Source organism: Olivibacter ginsenosidimutans (genome assembly GCF_039542865.1).
GTDB classification, from domain to species: Bacteria; Bacteroidota; Bacteroidia; order Sphingobacteriales; family Sphingobacteriaceae; genus Olivibacter; species Olivibacter ginsenosidimutans.
The window spans coordinates 43,232-60,167 of record NZ_BAABIQ010000005.1; the positions used below are offsets into that span (position 1 = coordinate 43,232).

A 16,936-nucleotide genomic window follows, 5' to 3' on the forward strand; every position below is an offset into this window, starting at 1 on the left:
ATGAACAAAACAATTATCATTAATATAAACGGCATTGTATTTCACATTGAAGAAGATGCTTATGAAGTACTTCGTTCATATATGATCGAGGTGAAGAAACATTTCGCTTATACCGAAGATAGTAAAGAAATTGTAGGCGATATAGAGAATAGAATTGCTGAAATGTTTAGCGAAAGGATTGTTGCCGGAAAGAAAGAAGTTATCACGATAGCTGATGTAGAAGAAGTGTGCGCGCAAATGGGAAGTGTAAAAGATTTTGAGCGTGGAGAAGAAGGTGGCTATACGGATACGCAACAAACAACCTATGGTGCAGGCTATACGGGCACACGCAAATTATTTAGAGATATGGATGATAAGGTATTCGGTGGAGTCTGTTCGGGCCTTGGGCACTATTTGGATATTGAGGCGTTATGGGTACGTTTAGTAATGGTTCTATTGTTTGTATTTGCGGGTACAGGTTTTCTGGTTTATATTATTTTATGGATTGTAGTACCGCCAGCGCGAACCAGATCAGATCGTATGGCTATGCGTGGTGAAGCTCCGAATCTCCAAAACTTTAAAAAGAACTTCGAAGAGGAAATGGAGGGCCTCCGTGGAAATTTTACTATGGCCGGGGAAAGTATTAAACCCGGCCTTGTAAAAGCAGGGGATGCATTAGAACAGTTGGCAAATTTTATAGCGAAAGCCTTTATTATTTTATTAAAAATTGCAGGAGCATTGGTTGTTTTTGGTTTATGCGCTGCGTTGGTAGGACTGATTATTTGCGTAGTACTGGCAATTCCAAATTGGGGTGGCGATAATTATGGGGGAGTATACGGACCAGATTTTCCATTGTACTATATTCCTGAGACGTATAAGAATATGGTTATTATTGCTGTTTTCTTCAGCTTAGCTATACCGCTAATTGCGTTAATTTTATTGGCGATCAGAATGGTGTTTAATCGGCGTTTGGCTGGGAGCTATTTTGGATTTGGCCTATTGATTATTTGGCTGGTTGCCACGGGTACGCTGGCTTATTATGCTATCCAGACCGCAGAAGATTTTAGGGAAGACGCAACAATCGTTAAGGAGCAAGTCTTGCAATCAGCACCTCAATATTATATTGACATACACGATGTCAACCAAATTAAACAAACGGATAGCACAACGCACTCGGTGGATTCTATAGGGGTGATTATTCGGTCGAACAAACGTATGGGTAAATTTAAAAACTTCGGTTCTGTTGGGATAAGCGTTGTTAAAGCTGAGCAAGGTGGGGCTCCTAAATTAATTCAGGAATTTCGAGCAAGAGGGAAAGATTTCGAAGTGGCCGCAAAAAGAGCTGGAAGAATGGTGTATTCAATTAACCAAGAAGAGCAGCACTTGACATTTGATAGTCACTCTACTTTGCCAAAAGGAGAATTAATCCGTGATCAACGTATACATGTTAAGTTATCACTGCCTGTCGGGACAAAATTGTTTTTGAGTAATGATGCCGACCGTTACATGCGTAACCTTTCTGCCTGGGAATGTCGGGATAATTATCCTGAGGAGTTACGTGAAGGTTATACCGAATGGTTAATGACTTCCGAAGGACTAAAATGCATGGCGGAATCAGCGAATGAACAGGAGGACACTAGAGATAGTATAGTTGACAATAACGTAGACAGTTTGGGACTGCGTAAACATTAATTTTACGGTATTATTATCATTCCTAGTTTAATCTGTAAATTAGCCGATCATTCATCTACCAATGGTGATTTCATTTTATAGAGGAAAAAACAGCGTTTATGGATATTCTAGCTCTTTATCATCTCTTTCAACAACATCCTATAGTAACAACGGACACCAGGAAAATTGCACCTGGATCCCTTTTCTTTGCCCTTAAAGGAGCGACATTTAATGGGAATCAATTTGCTGCACAAGCATTATCATCAGGAGCTGCATTTGCTATAATAGATGATCCTGCTTATCAACTAAATGATCGATGTATTGTAGTCGATGATGTATTGGCCACCTTACAGGTACTGGCAAGATATCACCGGGATCAGCTGCAAATTCCCATTATTGGGATAACGGGGACTAATGGAAAAACAACCACTAAAGAACTGATATTTGCTGTTTTGTCTCAGAAATTTGCGACGTATGCAACGAAAGGTAACCTAAATAACCATATCGGCGTCCCATTGAGTATATTGGAGATTACATCCAATACAGCAATCGGTATTATCGAAATGGGCGCTAATCATGTAGGCGAAATCGCTTTTTTATGTAGTATTGCTAAACCAACATGCGGTTTGATTACCAATGTAGGTAAGGCACATTTGGAGGGCTTTGGCAGTTTTGAAGGTGTAAAACAGGCTAAGGGAGAACTTTATTCTTGGCTTGAAGCACATAAAGGAGTGGTCTTTTTACAAAGAGATAATCATCACCTCTTGGCAATGGCAAACAATAGAACCTTTAAACATATGATTACGTATGGACTTGATCAGCATAATCAGGTTTCAGGAACAGTCACATCCAGTAATCCTACCTTAAATCTCGTATGGGAAAGTGTAAAGACCTTTGGTTGCTCTGCGAAAGAGATTTCTTCCAATCTTACCGGGGCTTATAATTTAGAAAATATTTTAGCTGCAATTGCCATTGGTTTGTATTTTGGTTTGTCGCCTGAGGAAATTAATAATGGGATTAGGAGCTATCAACCGACAAATAATCGCTCGCAGCTGGTTACAACGGAAAATAATACTATTATTAGTGATTATTATAATGCCAATGCCAGTAGTATGCGGGCCGCATTAGATAATCTAGCATCAATGCCACATGGTAAAAAAGCGGTTATTTTAGGCGACATGTTTGAACTAGGTAAAGATGCTCCTGAAGAGCATCGACACATCATAGAACGTGTGAATGCAATGGATTTATACCGTAGCATCTTTGTTGGCAAAGATTTTTATGCTCAAAAAGCAAAAGGAAACGCCGCAAATGAATTTTACGAAACCCTTGATGCCGCAAAAGAAGGGCTTTTTGCTTCACCCATAAAGGATGCTCTGGTCTTACTCAAAGCATCGAGAGGGATGGCTTTTGAAGGACTCCTAATGCATCTATAACCGTTTAAAAAAGGAAATCATGCGTAAAATAAAAGAATTTTTTTGGTTTTGTAGTGGAGCGCATGTACCTACCCTGTTAAAAACGCCAACGGAACACAATAAATATGTAAGTATTGGTGCAACTATCTTTTTTACTGGCTTATTTGCGGCGATTGCCGGAGCATACGCACTTTATTTCGTTTTCAGTGGGAATTCGGCTGCAGTTTTTATAGCAATTGTATTTGGTTTGATTTGGGGAGCAGCCATTTTTAACTTAGATCGATACATCGTTTCTACTATTCATAAAAAAGCAACCGTTCTCAGACAATTTTTACAAGCTACTCCACGGATTATTTTGGCGATTTTGATAGGTATTGTTATATCCAGACCACTAGAATTAAAAATCTTTGATAAGGAAATTAAAGAACAGCTGCAAATAAATTATCTGGAAATACAAAGGGCTAGAATAGATAGCTTGAATAATACATTTATTAGCAAATATAAGGAAGCGTTTGCTGACCTTAATCGCCTACGGACTGAGCGAGATGTCTTGTTAAACGGTATTTCAGAAGACAGGAAAAAGCTGAATTATGAAATTTTTGGTAATAAAACACCGGAAACATCAGGTGTTGTTGGCTATGGCCCCTATGCTAAACGTAAAGAAGAAGCTCTGAAAGAACGAGAGAAAAAAGAAGAACAGATAGCGCATAGGATTACTCAGCAGGAAAACTTTATTAATGAGCGAAGAAAATTCGATGGGCTTTTAGATGAACAATTAGCAACATCAAAGCAATTAGATAGTTTAGTTGCATTGGCTGGTTTTGCTGATAGAAACAAGGCGTTGGGACAACTCCAATATGATAAAAATGGCCAGGTAAATGAAAGTAATTACTGGGCCATTACTTTTATTGGGTTATTATTTATTTTTTTTGAATGCTTACCTGTTTTTGTTAAGTTAATGAGTGCCGAAGGCCCATATGATGATTGGATTGCTAATAAAGAGGCGGTGTCAATTTACGAATCTTCGACAGATAGAGCCGCTGACATAGCCGTTATTGACCAAGTACAGCAGACAAAGATTGCCGTAAAAGTAACACAAGAAATAGACAAACTAAAAAACAAAGCATAGCGGAGCATAAAGCTCCTGCTATGAGAATGAATTTTCGCTATGCTTTAATGGATTTCCGTTACCTTAATCATGTTAGTTCTTCCCTTTTCATTGATCGGAATAGAGGCCGTATTAACAACCAAATCTCCTGAAGACACAAGTCCAGATTCTTTCAATTGGTTATTGACATCCGCTATAGACGAATCAGTACTTTCTTCCCCGTCATAATAAAAGCCTTTTACCCCCCAGAGCAGGCTTAGCGTATTAAGGAGGGATCTATTTCCAGTAAAAATATGAATATCTGCATCCGGCCTGTGGCTAGAAATTTCAAAAGCCGTATAGCCCGAAGAAGTCATGGCGACAATGGCTTTTGCTTTAATTTGCTGTGCGAGATAAACAGATGATGCGCAAATAGAATCAGGAATTGATGTAGAAGGGTTGAGACCCTGTTTACGAGGTGCAAAATAAGGATAAGCTGTACCTTCTACATTTTTGATAATCTTCGTCATGGTTTCAATGACAATTTCGGGAAATTCGCCCACAGAAGTTTCTCCACTAAGCATAACGGCGTCTGCTCCATCTAATACGGAATTCGCTACATCATTAACTTCTGCACGGGTTGGTCTCGGTGTCGTAATCATGCTCTCCAGCATTTGCGTAGCAATGATGACAGGTTTAGAAGCGTCTCGGCACTTTTGAACAATCATTTTTTGTAATAAGGGTACTTGTTCCATAGGAATTTCTACCCCTAAATCCCCGCGAGCAACCATTACGCCATCTGTAGCAGCGATAATACTATCAATATTTTCAATAGCCTCTGGTTTCTCTATTTTTGCAATAACACGGGCAGATTTACCACGATCAGCAATGATCTTTTTACATTGGAGAATATCTTCAGCTGTACGTACAAAGGACATACCGATCCACTCAACGTCATAATTTAATACAAAGTTCAGGTTATCTAAGTCCTCTTCCGTTAAACTTGGAATGGAAACCTTCGTATTGGGTAGATTTACACCTTTCCTAGAAGTTAATACACCGCCATGAACCACTTCACAGGTTACAGTATCTATTTGATTGGTCTGTAATACACGAAGTTGTATTTTACCATCATCTAATAAGATGATTTCATCTTCGGTGACATCCTTTGGAAATTCTTGATAAGTGATATAAATTTCGTCTTCATTACCAATCAATTCGTTGGTCGTTATTCGGAGTTGTTTACCATTTAACAAAATGGCCCCACCTTCCTTCATCTTTCCAATACGGATTTTGGGTCCTTGTAAATCAGCCAATATACCGATGTTTAAATGGTTTTCAGCATTAATTTCTTTAATGGTGTTGATAACTTTTAGGTGATCTTCTTGGCTTCCATGTGAAAAGTTTAATCGGCAAACGTCTACACCTTTTTCAATTAAACTGCTCAATATTTCTTTTGGAGAAGAGGCAGGGCCTAATGTGGCTACAATTTTAGTTCGCTTATGAACTTTTTTCATCTGTATATTTGTTTTAAATGATGATGAAGCCTGCATGAACAGTTATACAACTTTCTTATACAATAGCTTATGCAGTTTCATTTGATTGTTCGTTTTATTGTCTTTGTCCCTCTATGCCAAGGGAAAAACACGTTGTTTTTTTATTGTTGCTGTATAGTGTAAAAATTACACAGGCAAAGGTAATAAAATCATTAATCAAGCTAAAATACTAAATTTTCTTTCGATTTCAATTTGTGTGGATTAATTTCTGTAGCAACAACAACTTCGCGTAAATGGTTAATTTGACTAATCTGCCATTGTAAAAGATCTTCGTCAATAGCGTTCTGAATGAGGAGAAAAAAATCTGTTGCCTTCATTTCCGGTATAAGTATGCCCCCTTCTATACCTTTATTATTTAAAAGAAAATAAGCGGTCTCGTTTATTACGTCTTCATAGGTAAAACGTCCAAAATAGAATGTCTGTTGAGGATTTATCCAAATTTCGTGATCGCCTATCTTACGGAGATCGAGTGCGGTAACTTTATTAATAAAATAGCACAGACGATAATCTTTTAGCGGAGACGTAATTGCTATTAGATTAAAATCAATAGCCAATTCGTATTTTAATGTAAGTTTGTTCAAAATTTATTGTACTTTCATGCAAACTTAGAGAAATAGAATTTTTATTGCAATGTATAGCACCACACAAAATGAACAATCGGCTGTTTATAGGAAAGAAACGATGTTTTCCTATGGAAGAGGGAGATGGGGCCTACTATAGAAACTAGAGTTGTTGGTATAGTGGAAAGAAGAGTAGAACTAAAGTAATTTAGTGGAAAACTTAAAAAGGTTTGAATTTTGCTGAATTTTATTTTTCTTTGCACTGATTTATTAAACATTAAACCATAAAAATCATGTCTGATATCGCTTCAAGAGTTAAAGCAATTATCGTTGAAAAATTAGGTGTTGACGAAAATGAAGTTACACCAGAGGCTTCATTCACTAATGATTTAGGTGCTGATTCATTAGACACCGTAGAGTTGATCATGGAGTTTGAAAAGGAATTCAACGTCGCTATCCCTGATGACCAAGCTGAAACCATCAGCACTGTTGGACAAGCTGTAGCTTATTTAGAAAAGAACGTTAACTAACTAAAAATTAGGCTAATCGAATAAATGGAGCTTAAAAGAGTAGTAGTAACAGGATTAGGTGCGCTTACTCCTATTGGTAATACTGTTTCTGAATATTGGGACGGTTTGATCAACGGGGTAAGCGGAGCTGCTCCTATTACGCATTTTGATGCAGAAAAATTCAAAACAAGATTTGCGTGTGAGGTTAAAAATTTTGATCCAACCCAATTTATGGATCGGAAAGATGCGCGTAAATTGGATCCATTTGTTCACTATGCTTTAGCTTCTACGGAAGAAGCAGTTAAGGATTCTGGATTGGTATTTGAACACTTAAACACCAATCGAATAGGTGTTATCTGGGGATCTGGTATTGGGGGATTAAAAACGTTTCTAGACGAGGTGAGTAGTTTTGCCCGAGGTGACGGTACACCAAGATATAATCCCTTTTTTATACCTAAAATGATTTTGGACATTTGTCCAGGTCATATATCCATGAAATATGGTTTACATGGGCTGAACTTCTCCACAGTATCTGCTTGTGCATCATCAACACATGCTTTGATTGATTCTCTGAACTATATTCGGACAGGTTATGCCGATGTAATTATTAGTGGAGGCTCTGAGGCAATTATTAATGAAGCAGGTATAGGTGGTTTTAATGCTATGCACGCGTTATCAACCCGTAATGATGATCCGGCTACAGCTTCTAGACCTTTTGATAACGATAGGGATGGCTTTGTTGCAGGGGAGGGTTCGGGAACCATTATATTGGAAAGCTTAGAACATGCAAAAGCAAGGGGAGCAAAAATTTATGCTGAACTTGTTGGTGGTGGTATGAGCGCCGATGCCCATCATATTACAGCCTCACACCCAGAGGGCTTAGGGGCTCGATTGGCGATGACAAATGCAATTAATGACGCCAAAATTACCAATGAGGATATTGATTATATCAATGTACATGGAACTTCCACCCCTGTGGGGGATATAAGTGAATCTAAAGCTATTTTGGATCATTTTGGCGAGCATGCCTATGCCTTAAATATTAGTTCAACCAAATCTATGACAGGCCACCTTTTGGGTGCTGCTGGGGCCGTTGAGTCGATCGCTTCGATACTGGCCATTCGTAATGGCATTGTTCCTCCTACGATCAATCATTTTACGGATGATCCGAACTTAGATAGTAAGCTTAATTTTACATTTAATGTAGCACAAAGCAGAACGGTTGATTATGCCTTGAGTAATACCTTCGGTTTTGGAGGACATAATGCTTCCGTGATATTTAAGAAATTTGAAGAATAATATTCTTTTAATTTGTCTGCAATAGCAAAGGATCGTATCCTTGAGCTTTGCTGCTAATTATTGATATGGATTACGGCAAAATTTCCAAAAAGAATAATGTCTATTTTTTTTAGCACGTATAAGCTCTATCTCTCGTCTAAGCGTAAATACGTAAGGGCTCTTAAGAACTTATTGGGTTTTGTTCCGGGGAATATTTATCTCTATCAAATGGCCTTTCGGCACAAGTCGGTTGCTGTACCGGTAAAAAGAGGTACCAAGAATAGTAATGAACGCTTGGAATTTTTGGGAGATGCTATTTTAGGTGCTGTGATTGCCGAATTGCTTTTTAAAATGTATCCTTATAAGGATGAAGGTTTTTTAACCGAGATGCGCTCAAAAATCGTCAGCAGAGTACACCTTAATCAATTAGCTAGGAAACTTGGTTTTGATGAACTGATTCAATATGACTCCAAAATGGTAGGTTATCCTGGCAAATCGAGTTCGCTGTTAGGGGATGCATTTGAAGCCTTAGTGGGAGCGGTCTATTTAGATAAGGGATATTCCTTTACCCGAAATTTTCTGCTTGGGAGAATCATTAAACCCCATGTGGATATTCATTTATTGGAACAAACGGAGACAAATTTTAAAAGCAGATTAATCGAATGGTGTCAATCTACAGGTAATGAAGTCCTCTTTGAAGTTACCAATAATGCGGAGGGAGAAAGTGCCAAACTATTTACAGTAGATGCTATTATTTCTGGCGAGGTTAGAGGTACAGGAAGGGATTATAATAAAAAGAATGCTGAAAAATTGGCGGCAGAAAAGGCTTGTGAGGCGTTGGGAATTGTTTAATTAGGATGCTAGAATCAATCCCTGCGCACTTAGAAAAATTAAAAACCCTCTGCAACCGTAAATTCCGAATTTAATTTTTTTAAAAACCCTGATCTGTTGACGTTCAATCCTCAATACCTATATTTCGTTTTCCAAAGTTTTTTTAAATGCTCTCGAAGTTTGTATTCTGCCGGGTTATTACCTGGATTATATAACTGCGTTCCGCTGATTTCCGGAGGAAGAAATTCTTGTTCTATAAAATTCCCTTCATAAGCATGTGCATACTTGTAATCTTTACCATAATCGAGGTTTTTCATTAATTTGGTTGGTGCATTTCTGATGTGTAAAGGAACAGGTAAGTCTCCCGTTTCTTTTACTAAAGTTTGCGCGCGACTAATGGCTTCATAAGCGGCATTACTTTTTGGAGAAGAAGCTAAATAGGTTACGGTTTGCGATAAAATGATTCTAGCTTCTGGCCAACCGATTACATTGACGGCTTGAAAGCAATTATTTGCCAACAATAAAGCATTAGGATTAGCATTCCCTATGTCTTCTGATGCTAAAATGAGTAAACGCCGTGCAATAAATAAAGGATCTTCTCCTCCTTCTATCATGCGAGCTAACCAGTATACGGCAGCATTGGGGTCACTTCCTCTAATCGATTTAATGAAAGCAGAAATAATATCATAATGTTGTTCCCCTGCTTTGTCATATAAGGCCATGTTTTGCTGGATCTGCTGGAGAACAAATGCATTGTTAATGTGTTGCTCCCTATCTTTTAAAGCATGGACCACCAATTCTAATCCATTTAAGAGTTTTCGCGCATCTCCACCTGATATTCTAAGTAATGCTTCATGTTCGTCTATGCGAACGTTTTTTTTCTTTAATAGTTCGTCTGTCGTAAGTGCTTTATGTATTAATTTTACAAGGTCTTCTTCTGCTAAAGGCTTTAATGTATAAACCTGGGATCGGGAGAGAAGTGCCGAAATCACTTCGAAGGAAGGATTTTCTGTAGTTGCTCCTATTAGCGTAACCAACCCTTTTTCTACCGCATTTAAAAGCGAATCTTGCTGGGATTTTGAAAAACGATGAATTTCATCAATAAATAAGATTGGCTGCTCGGCATACATTGCCTTGCTTAGATTTGCTTTTTCAATAACGTCCCGTACATCTTTAACGCCCGAGTTTATGGCACTTAAGTTGAAGAAAGGACGATTTAAGCGTTTGGATATAATATAAGCTAAAGTCGTTTTTCCAACCCCTGGAGGTCCCCAGAGGATCATAGAAGGCAAATTGTTACTTTCAATAGACTTTCTTAAGACAGCATCTGGCCCAAGCAAATGTTGTTGCCCAACATAATCGTCTATATTTTCCGGACGCATGCGCTCTGCTAAAGGTGGGAGTATTGCCATGATTTTTAGCAAAATTAATAAAAAAAATACTAAAATCAATAGTTTATGCGGGTTTTGGTCCGACGTGAATACCAGAAATAGAATTTATATGCTAAATTATCGTAGAGTTTTTTGTAAATTTGTAAGATAGCTATTGTACATTAGTTCAATAGCTTATTTGTGTGCATGAGGAAAATTAATAATTATTATATACCCTTTATAGGTTTTATCCTGTGCTTCCTTATGCCTGTAAAAGGCAGGTCGTTTGAGGCACAACATCCTACCATAATTGATATAAAGGACAGTTTATCAACAAACCAAGGGTTTATCGGACCTATTAACTATATCTTACCTCCAGAAAAAACAAGTGAGCAACGATTAGAGGAAAAATATGATAAAAAACACGCTGATGCTGATTTTTTAATCCGTTTATTTGAAGAGCGAAAGCTGGTTAGCGGTCTGCAACAAACTGGCGCGGCCTATCCCCTACCATCATCTACGTTAAAGGGCAATTTTACTTTTGCTGATCTTGAACATTCTTTTCAACAATCGCTACAAGCCTATCTGCAATTAGGTAATATGGAAATGGTGTCTAATCTTCAAAATAGGCTGGGAATATTGCAAGTAGAAAATAAAACCTATGACAAAGCGATTAACAGCTTTCAACAGGCGTTAATCAATAAAGAATCTTTAAGGGATATAAATGGTCAATTGGCTATCTGCAATAATTTGGCATTAATATATAAATTTATGGGTAATGCCGAGCAGGCCTATAGCTATTATAACCGGATCAATAAATTAGCAGTAAAATCAAGGAACATACTGAGTGAGGTCACCGCGTTGGAACAGCTTGCACTGCTCAAGTCGAGGAAAGGACAATACCACGAGGCAGAACAAGATATTATAAAAAGAGTGCTCCCGCTATATAAACGGTTAAAGGATACTCACGGACGGGTCGGTGCCTATAATAATTTAGCTTTCGTATACTTGGCTCAGGAAAAATATACAGAGTCGAGATGGTTCCATTTGCAGGCAGTTAAGACCGCATCTGTAAATGGGGGTTATACAGCGGATCTTTCTTATAGCCTTTATCATTTAGGAAAGGTAAAAAAGATCTTGAAAGAGTATGATCTTGCCATAAGTGATTATACCAAGGCCGCCTCTTATGCCAAACAAAGTGGTGATGAATGGTTGAGGATGCATATTTATGATGACTTAGGCGATATTTACATCCAGACTAAGGACTATGCGAATGCTACTACTTACTTAGAAGCTTATGAAGACATTAAGAATAAACTCATTCAGGCGAGTAACCAAAAAGAGGAGATAACACAAACTTCTAAGGAAAGACGTGAAATCGCTGTTTTACCTTAATTTACTGAAAATCAACTGACCATAAAGAAAAGGAGCTGCGTTGTTTATCTATTTCTAATGTAAAAATTATATGATTTATAAAGTAAATCCGTTTTTGCTATCAGAAGGTAGAAAAATTGGTTCTTTTTTTGATAAATTTAAACCCTTGAGGACAGCGGGGTCTAAATGAAGTATTATTTAAATATAATGGATATTAAATCATTCCAAGAGATGTTAAAAAAATTGTTTTTGGCGTTGTTTGTTGTTGCTGCCGTAGCGTGCAGTGCTAATCCGCGCGTTAAATTGGATGAAGGGGCAGGTGCATTGCGGCCTAATGCCAAACAAGAGTTGATTGCCAAAGATTTGGTTAGTTTGCTTGAAAAGGCACACTATAAAAAGGTACCGTTTAATGATTCTTTGTCGTCCGTGGTTTTTGACCTTTACCTAAAAGGGTTGGACCAGGGAAAGAATTATTTTCTTCAATCCGATATCGATAGTTTTCAACCCTACCGAGCAGTACTGTTAAATGATCTTAAGAATGGAGATCTCAGTTCGATGTTTCAAATCTATAACGTTTATAGAAAACGGTTTAATGAACAGCTAACTTATGCTATAGCGCAAGTCGATGCTGCATATGACTTTACTAAGGATGAGTCTTTTGTCTATAACCGTGAAGATTTACCTTGGTTTAAAACAGAAAGTGAAGCTCAGGCAAATTGGAAACAACGGATTAAATACGATCTATTAAATTTAAAATTGAGCAGTACGGGAAAAGAAGGGGAAGATGCGAAAAATAGAAAGACAATAAAAGAAAGGTACCAAAATCTGCTTTCCCAAGTAAAAACGGAAAATAATTATGATGCATTCCAGATCATGATGAATGCATTTACCGGGTCAATAGATCCACATACGAATTATTTTACCCCAGAAGACGCTCAGCGGTTTAACGAAAATATGGCTCGTTCTTTTGAAGGAATTGGAGCGCAGCTTACCACGGATAATGAAGTGGTGAAAATTATGCGCATTGTGCCTGGAGGGCCAGCGTTTCGCGACAAAACTCTGAAGCAAGATGACCGAATTATCGCAGTGGCTCAAGGTAATGGCGAATTTGTGGATGTTATTGGTTGGAGACTTGGTAACGTTGTTTCTAAAATAAAAGGACCAAAAGGAACGACTGTTCGTCTAAAGGTTATCCCCGCTGGACAAGAGCTTACTTCTACACCAAAGATAGTTTCGTTGGTACGGGACAAAATAGTGGATGAAGAGGAGTCTGCAAAGAAGGAAATAAAAGAGGTTAAGGATTCTGACGGTAAAACCTATAAAATAGGTGTTATTAAGGTGCCTGGTTTTTACCTTAATTTTAAAGAGATGCAGGCCGGAAACCCTGATTATAAAAGCACTACGAGAGATGTACGCCGAATATTGGATACGCTAAAACAAGATCATGTAGACGGTGTTATCATGGATCTTCGTGCGAATGGTGGTGGATCATTGATAGAAGCAGTTGAATTAACGGGCTTGTTCATAAAATCTGGTCCTGTCGTACAGGTCCGTGACCCGAATAATAGAGTAGAAGTTAACAGTGATGACGATGAGGGTATTAGTTGGGAAGGACCATTAGGTGTAATGATTGATCGGTTTAGCGCTTCTGCCTCTGAAATATTTGCTGCTGCAATCCAAGATTATGGAAGAGGGGTGATTATAGGAAATCAATCTTATGGAAAGGGCACCGTACAGAGTGCTGTATCCATGGATAATTTTATCAGTAGAGCGGACATGCTTTTGTTGAGCGCTCGGGATAAATCTAACGGAGCAAGTGCCGATGATGGTATGCCACAGGGCGCACCGAAATTTGGTCAAATCAATTTTACTACCTTTAAGTTTTACCGGATTAACGGAAGCAGTACACAGCATAAAGGTGTTACACCAGATGTTGAGTTTCCTACGGTTTTTCCTGCAGACAAATTTGGAGAAAGTTCGGAAAAAGCGGCCTTGCCTTGGGATCAGATAAAATCATCTACTTTTACACCTTATGCAGATTTGAGTAAGATAAAGCCCGAGCTCATTGCTAAGCATAACGAACGGATGAAGACATCAACAGAATATAAATATTTGTTAGATGATATCGCTACCTTTAAAGAACGGGAAAATGAGACGTCTGTCTCTTTGCAAGAGGCCAAATTGAAAAAAGAACGGGAAGAACAAGAAGCTAGGAATAGGGAACGAATGAATGTTCGCCGAAAAATTCGTGGATTACCCGAAATACAGTCTAATAGTCCGCTTCCAAGGTTAGACAATGATTTTATAGAAGACGAAAGTCTGAATGTTATGGCTGACTTTATTGCATTGCAAGGGAAAGCATAATTTAATATAGGTTGAGTGTGTCTAAAAGGTAGTCATTTCAACGTTTCTTGCGTTATCTCGATTCTTCCGAGCCCTCGGGAGAGTCGAGATATGATGCTGCACTTCGATATGACAGCGATCGATGGATATTTTTAGACACATTCTTTTTTCTGCGGTAAAGAAACAGTTTATCCACACCACCACCATATGTTTGAAGAAGAAGTAATCCTCAATGCCATTAAATATCGTAGAAGTATATTTCCAGCAAGCTATACCGATCAAGAGATAGCCGATGAAACGATTATGGAAATATTGAAATCTGCAAATTATGCTCCAAACCATAAATTGACACAACCTTGGAGATTTACCGTTTTTAAGGAAAACGGACTTGTTTCATTGGCAAATGAGATGGCTCGGTTATATAAAGAACAGACAAATCCAGCGCAATTTGTACAAAAGAAATATGAATCAATCAGAGAAAAGATAACACAATCTGCTGTGGTAATAACGATTCAAATTAAGTATAGCGGACTAATCCCGCAATGGGAAGAAGTCGCTGCTATTGGTTGTTCTGTACAGAATCTATGGCTCGCTGCTTATGCAAAAGGCATTGGTGGATATTGGAGTACACCAGGAACAATACGTTATTTGCGTAGCTTTTTAAGTCTTGAAGAGGAAGAAGAATGCTTAGGCCTGTTCTATTTAGGCTACCATCAGGAAAAAACCATTGAAGGCTTTCGGAAGCCTATTGACGAGCGGGTTAAGTGGGTTAAAAAATCGTAATTACTCTTTTCCCCTACTTTTATTCCCTTGTGTAATTTGGTCAATAAAGCTGGCCCAAGCTAAAGGACTAAATAGCGCATTGGAATTACGTTGATTAACCACTTTGTTGGAAAGGCCAATATGCCTATTGCTCGCATTTGTGTTCTGTATTTCTGCTGCGTTCCTTGGAACATATTTGGCCATAGCCATTAAAGATTCAGGAGATAAGTTCCGTTGTGCAATTAGATAGTCGTCTGCTGCTATCTTTAAATTCATGAAAGCATAATTGAATTCTTCAATACTCGCCCAAGGAAAAACTGTAACCACCGGAAGATCTATCACCTGAGCTTTGAGCGATAGGTTTACGGTTACTTTATGCTCGTTTGTCTTTGGAACGACTAATTGCTGAGGAAAATATCCAATCGCGCTTAAGCGTATGGTATCTCCTTCATGTGCTACAAAAGAAAAAAAACCTTGATGATTGGCGTTGAAAATTTGATTTTGATAAGAAACGTTTGTAAGCGTTGCATATGGAACAGCAATAGCGGAATCAGCATTATGAATTACGCCGCTAAATTGTACCAACTTTTTATTGGGAAGCTGCTCTTGCCCGTAAACGATGGTGCAGCATCCTACGATCAGTAAGCAAACGAAAAATAACCTGTTTCTCATCATGTGATAAAACTACCAAAAACGCCATAAATCCTCTAGTTAAATAATGTTAAAAGGGATTTTCGCATTAATTAATACGCTGAGGCATGGTTGCATTTGGATCGTCCGGGTCGGTTATATTAATAGCCTCCACAGCTGTAATTTCTGGCACAGCTTTTTGTATAGCTTGCTCTAAACCAGCCTTGAACGTCATTATACTCATTGAACAAGAAGCACAAGAACCTAGCAGACGTAAACGAACAACGTTTTCAGGAGTTATTTCCTCAACGGTAACGTTTCCTCCATCTGTCTCCAAATAAGGTCTTAAGGTGTTTAATGCTTCTTCTACTCTCTCCAGTAAACTCATAACCTTTGTGGTTTTAAAATAGATGTAAAGATACTAAAAAATCTTTATTGTATAAAATGTGCTTTTTTTCTTTAAACGCTTAATTGATGTTGTATAGAAATCTGTTGCGCCACCTTCTCTGCCAGGGATAAAAATGCTTTTGAAATAGGCTCATCTTCATCTATGGCAATAGGATAACCATTATCTCCTGCATCGCTTATGCTTTTGATTAAAGGTAGCTCTCCTAAGAAAGGTGCTCCAAAGCGTTCTGCTAACCGTTTACCCCCGTCCTTTCCAAAAATGTAGTATTTATTATCGGGTAATTCGGCTGGAGTGAAATAAGACATATTTTCAATCACACCTAATAGTGGGATATTGATCGTATTCATCATAAACATGCCGATCCCTTTTTTTGCGTCCGCTAACGCAACGTTTTGAGGTGTTGTAACAATAACAGCGCCCGTTACCGGATAATTTTGGGCAACCGTGATGTGTACATCACCAGTACCCGGAGGAAGATCAACAACTAGGTAATCTAATTCACCCCAATCCGCATCATTAAACAATTGTTTGATAGCCGCACTTACCATAGGTCCACGCCAAGGAATGGGTTGGTTAGGGTCTGTGAAGAAACCAATAGATAGCAATTTAACACCAAATTTTTCTATAGGCTCAATCTTTGTATTCCCTTCAGCGGTTTTCGTCGCCTTTGGGCGTTCGCCCTCCACACCAAACATAATGGGCAAGGATGGACCATAAATATCTGCATCGAGTAATCCTGTTTTGGCTCCTTTAAGCTGTAGCGCTAAAGCAAGATTCGCTGCAACAGTAGATTTTCCAACCCCCCCTTTCCCAGAGGCTACCACAATAATATTTTTGATTTTATCCAATTGTTTATTATTGGGTTTGGTCTGAACCTTTGAGGTCATATGAATGGAAACAGCGATGTCCTTATCGATAAAATGCGCAATAGCATTGCGGCAAGCACGTTCAATATGGTCTTTCATCGGACATGCAGGTGTCGTTAAAACCACACTAAATCGAATATTATTCGGGGTGATTTCTATATCTTTAATCATGTTCAAGGTAACCAGATCTTTTTTAAAATCCGGATCTTCAACAAAACTTAACGCATGTAATACCTGTTCTTTAGTTATCATTTAATCTCCGATATATGATACAAAAATAGGAAATAAGCTACAGA

At 38.3% G+C, this 16,936-nt stretch carries 15 protein-coding genes; 9 read left to right on the forward strand and 6 right to left on the reverse strand.

Translation table 11 applies throughout. The features are described from left to right. From ABD930_RS03710 to ABD930_RS03720, 3 genes are all read left to right on the forward strand, one after another. The gene (locus tag ABD930_RS03710) at positions 1-1,671 is read left to right on the forward strand and encodes a PspC domain-containing protein (protein WP_345230350.1); all 1,671 of its coding nucleotides are present in this window, start codon (positions 1-3) and stop codon (positions 1,669-1,671) included. 98 nt (positions 1,672-1,769) lie between these two features. Next, complete coding sequence (locus ABD930_RS03715) at positions 1,770-3,086, forward strand: UDP-N-acetylmuramoyl-tripeptide--D-alanyl-D-alanine ligase (RefSeq protein WP_345230351.1); 1,317 nt, start codon at positions 1,770-1,772, stop codon at positions 3,084-3,086. 19 nt (positions 3,087-3,105) lie between these two features. Continuing rightward, a complete protein-coding gene (locus ABD930_RS03720; protein WP_345230352.1) occupies positions 3,106-4,194 on the forward strand; it encodes a DUF4407 domain-containing protein in 1,089 nt (362 codons plus the stop codon). 44 nt (positions 4,195-4,238) lie between these two features. On the opposite strand, the gene pyk is transcribed toward ABD930_RS03720, so the two are convergent. Both pyk and ABD930_RS03730 read right to left on the reverse strand, forming a co-directional pair. Continuing rightward, entirely contained in the window at positions 4,239-5,669 is a 1,431-nt protein-coding gene (gene pyk, locus ABD930_RS03725) for a pyruvate kinase (protein ID WP_345230353.1), read from the reverse strand. A gap of 200 nt (positions 5,670-5,869) precedes the next feature. After that, complete coding sequence (locus ABD930_RS03730) at positions 5,870-6,289, reverse strand: IPExxxVDY family protein (protein WP_345230354.1); 420 nt, start codon at positions 6,287-6,289, stop codon at positions 5,870-5,872. A 272-nt stretch (positions 6,290-6,561) separates the two neighbouring features. Here ABD930_RS03730 and ABD930_RS03735 point away from each other — a divergent pair, with 272 nt between their 5' ends. The 3 genes from ABD930_RS03735 to rnc all read left to right on the forward strand — a co-directional run bounded on the left by ABD930_RS03735 (position 6,562) and on the right by rnc (position 8,907). Next, positions 6,562-6,798: an acyl carrier protein gene (locus tag ABD930_RS03735; RefSeq protein ID WP_013664647.1), complete on the forward strand. Its 237-nt coding sequence runs from the start codon at positions 6,562-6,564 to the stop codon at positions 6,796-6,798. Between the two features lie 24 nt (positions 6,799-6,822). Beyond that, positions 6,823-8,076 (forward strand): beta-ketoacyl-ACP synthase II, encoded by a 1,254-nt coding sequence (gene fabF / locus ABD930_RS03740; protein ID WP_345230355.1) that lies wholly within the window; start codon positions 6,823-6,825, stop codon positions 8,074-8,076. A gap of 96 nt (positions 8,077-8,172) precedes the next feature. Next, complete coding sequence (gene rnc / locus ABD930_RS03745; RefSeq protein WP_345230356.1) at positions 8,173-8,907, forward strand: ribonuclease III; 735 nt, start codon at positions 8,173-8,175, stop codon at positions 8,905-8,907. A gap of 110 nt (positions 8,908-9,017) precedes the next feature. Here rnc and ABD930_RS03750 read toward each other — a convergent pair whose 3' ends face one another. Next, positions 9,018-10,298: a replication-associated recombination protein A gene (locus ABD930_RS03750; RefSeq protein ID WP_345230357.1), complete on the reverse strand. Its 1,281-nt coding sequence runs from the start codon at positions 10,296-10,298 to the stop codon at positions 9,018-9,020. Between the two features lie 165 nt (positions 10,299-10,463). Here ABD930_RS03750 and ABD930_RS03755 point away from each other — a divergent pair, with 165 nt between their 5' ends. From ABD930_RS03755 to ABD930_RS03765, 3 genes are all read left to right on the forward strand, one after another. After that, positions 10,464-11,651: a tetratricopeptide repeat protein gene (locus tag ABD930_RS03755; RefSeq protein WP_345230358.1), complete on the forward strand. Its 1,188-nt coding sequence runs from the start codon at positions 10,464-10,466 to the stop codon at positions 11,649-11,651. Positions 11,652-11,861: 210 nt separating this feature from the next. Then, positions 11,862-13,994, forward strand: coding sequence for a carboxy terminal-processing peptidase (locus ABD930_RS03760; protein ID WP_345230359.1), 2,133 nt, complete (start codon positions 11,862-11,864; stop codon positions 13,992-13,994). Positions 13,995-14,180: 186 nt separating this feature from the next. Continuing rightward, on the forward strand, positions 14,181-14,756 hold the full coding sequence (locus tag ABD930_RS03765) for a nitroreductase family protein (RefSeq protein ID WP_345230360.1): 576 nt from the start codon (positions 14,181-14,183) through the stop codon (positions 14,754-14,756). Here the strand turns inward: ABD930_RS03765 and ABD930_RS03770 are convergent, their stop codons facing one another. The 3 genes from ABD930_RS03770 to ABD930_RS03780 form a co-directional block, all read right to left on the reverse strand. After that, positions 14,757-15,410 carry a peptidase associated/transthyretin-like domain-containing protein gene (locus ABD930_RS03770; RefSeq protein ID WP_345230361.1) on the reverse strand — a complete coding sequence of 218 codons (654 nt, stop codon included), beginning with the start codon at positions 15,408-15,410 and terminating at the stop codon, positions 14,757-14,759. A 64-nt stretch (positions 15,411-15,474) separates the two neighbouring features. Beyond that, positions 15,475-15,753 carry a NifU family protein gene (locus ABD930_RS03775; RefSeq protein ID WP_345230362.1) on the reverse strand — a complete coding sequence of 93 codons (279 nt, stop codon included), beginning with the start codon at positions 15,751-15,753 and terminating at the stop codon, positions 15,475-15,477. Positions 15,754-15,824: 71 nt separating this feature from the next. Next, complete coding sequence (locus tag ABD930_RS03780) at positions 15,825-16,892, reverse strand: Mrp/NBP35 family ATP-binding protein (protein ID WP_345230363.1); 1,068 nt, start codon at positions 16,890-16,892, stop codon at positions 15,825-15,827. Positions 16,893-16,936 lie beyond the last annotated feature (44 nt).

What these genes read in the sequence shown, in the direction of transcription:
- ABD930_RS03710 (WP_345230350.1), top strand. Translation starts at nt 1, where the DNA reads ATGAACAAAACAATTATCATTAATATAAACGGCATTGTATTTCACATT.
- ABD930_RS03715 (WP_345230351.1), top strand. Translation starts at nt 1,770, where the DNA reads ATGGATATTCTAGCTCTTTATCATCTCTTTCAACAACATCCTATAGTA.
- ABD930_RS03720 (WP_345230352.1), top strand. Translation starts at nt 3,106, where the DNA reads ATGCGTAAAATAAAAGAATTTTTTTGGTTTTGTAGTGGAGCGCATGTA.
- pyk (WP_345230353.1), bottom strand. Translation starts at nt 5,669, where the DNA reads ATGAAAAAAGTTCATAAGCGAACTAAAATTGTAGCCACATTAGGCCCT.
- ABD930_RS03735 (WP_013664647.1), top strand. Translation starts at nt 6,562, where the DNA reads ATGTCTGATATCGCTTCAAGAGTTAAAGCAATTATCGTTGAAAAATTA.
- fabF (WP_345230355.1), top strand. Translation starts at nt 6,823, where the DNA reads ATGGAGCTTAAAAGAGTAGTAGTAACAGGATTAGGTGCGCTTACTCCT.
- rnc (WP_345230356.1), top strand. Translation starts at nt 8,173, where the DNA reads ATGTCTATTTTTTTTAGCACGTATAAGCTCTATCTCTCGTCTAAGCGT.
- ABD930_RS03750 (WP_345230357.1), bottom strand. Translation starts at nt 10,298, where the DNA reads ATGGCAATACTCCCACCTTTAGCAGAGCGCATGCGTCCGGAAAATATA.
- ABD930_RS03755 (WP_345230358.1), top strand. Translation starts at nt 10,464, where the DNA reads ATGAGGAAAATTAATAATTATTATATACCCTTTATAGGTTTTATCCTG.
- ABD930_RS03760 (WP_345230359.1), top strand. Translation starts at nt 11,862, where the DNA reads ATGTTAAAAAAATTGTTTTTGGCGTTGTTTGTTGTTGCTGCCGTAGCG.
- ABD930_RS03765 (WP_345230360.1), top strand. Translation starts at nt 14,181, where the DNA reads ATGTTTGAAGAAGAAGTAATCCTCAATGCCATTAAATATCGTAGAAGT.
- ABD930_RS03770 (WP_345230361.1), bottom strand. Translation starts at nt 15,410, where the DNA reads ATGATGAGAAACAGGTTATTTTTCGTTTGCTTACTGATCGTAGGATGC.
- ABD930_RS03775 (WP_345230362.1), bottom strand. Translation starts at nt 15,753, where the DNA reads ATGAGTTTACTGGAGAGAGTAGAAGAAGCATTAAACACCTTAAGACCT.
- ABD930_RS03780 (WP_345230363.1), bottom strand. Translation starts at nt 16,892, where the DNA reads ATGATAACTAAAGAACAGGTATTACATGCGTTAAGTTTTGTTGAAGAT.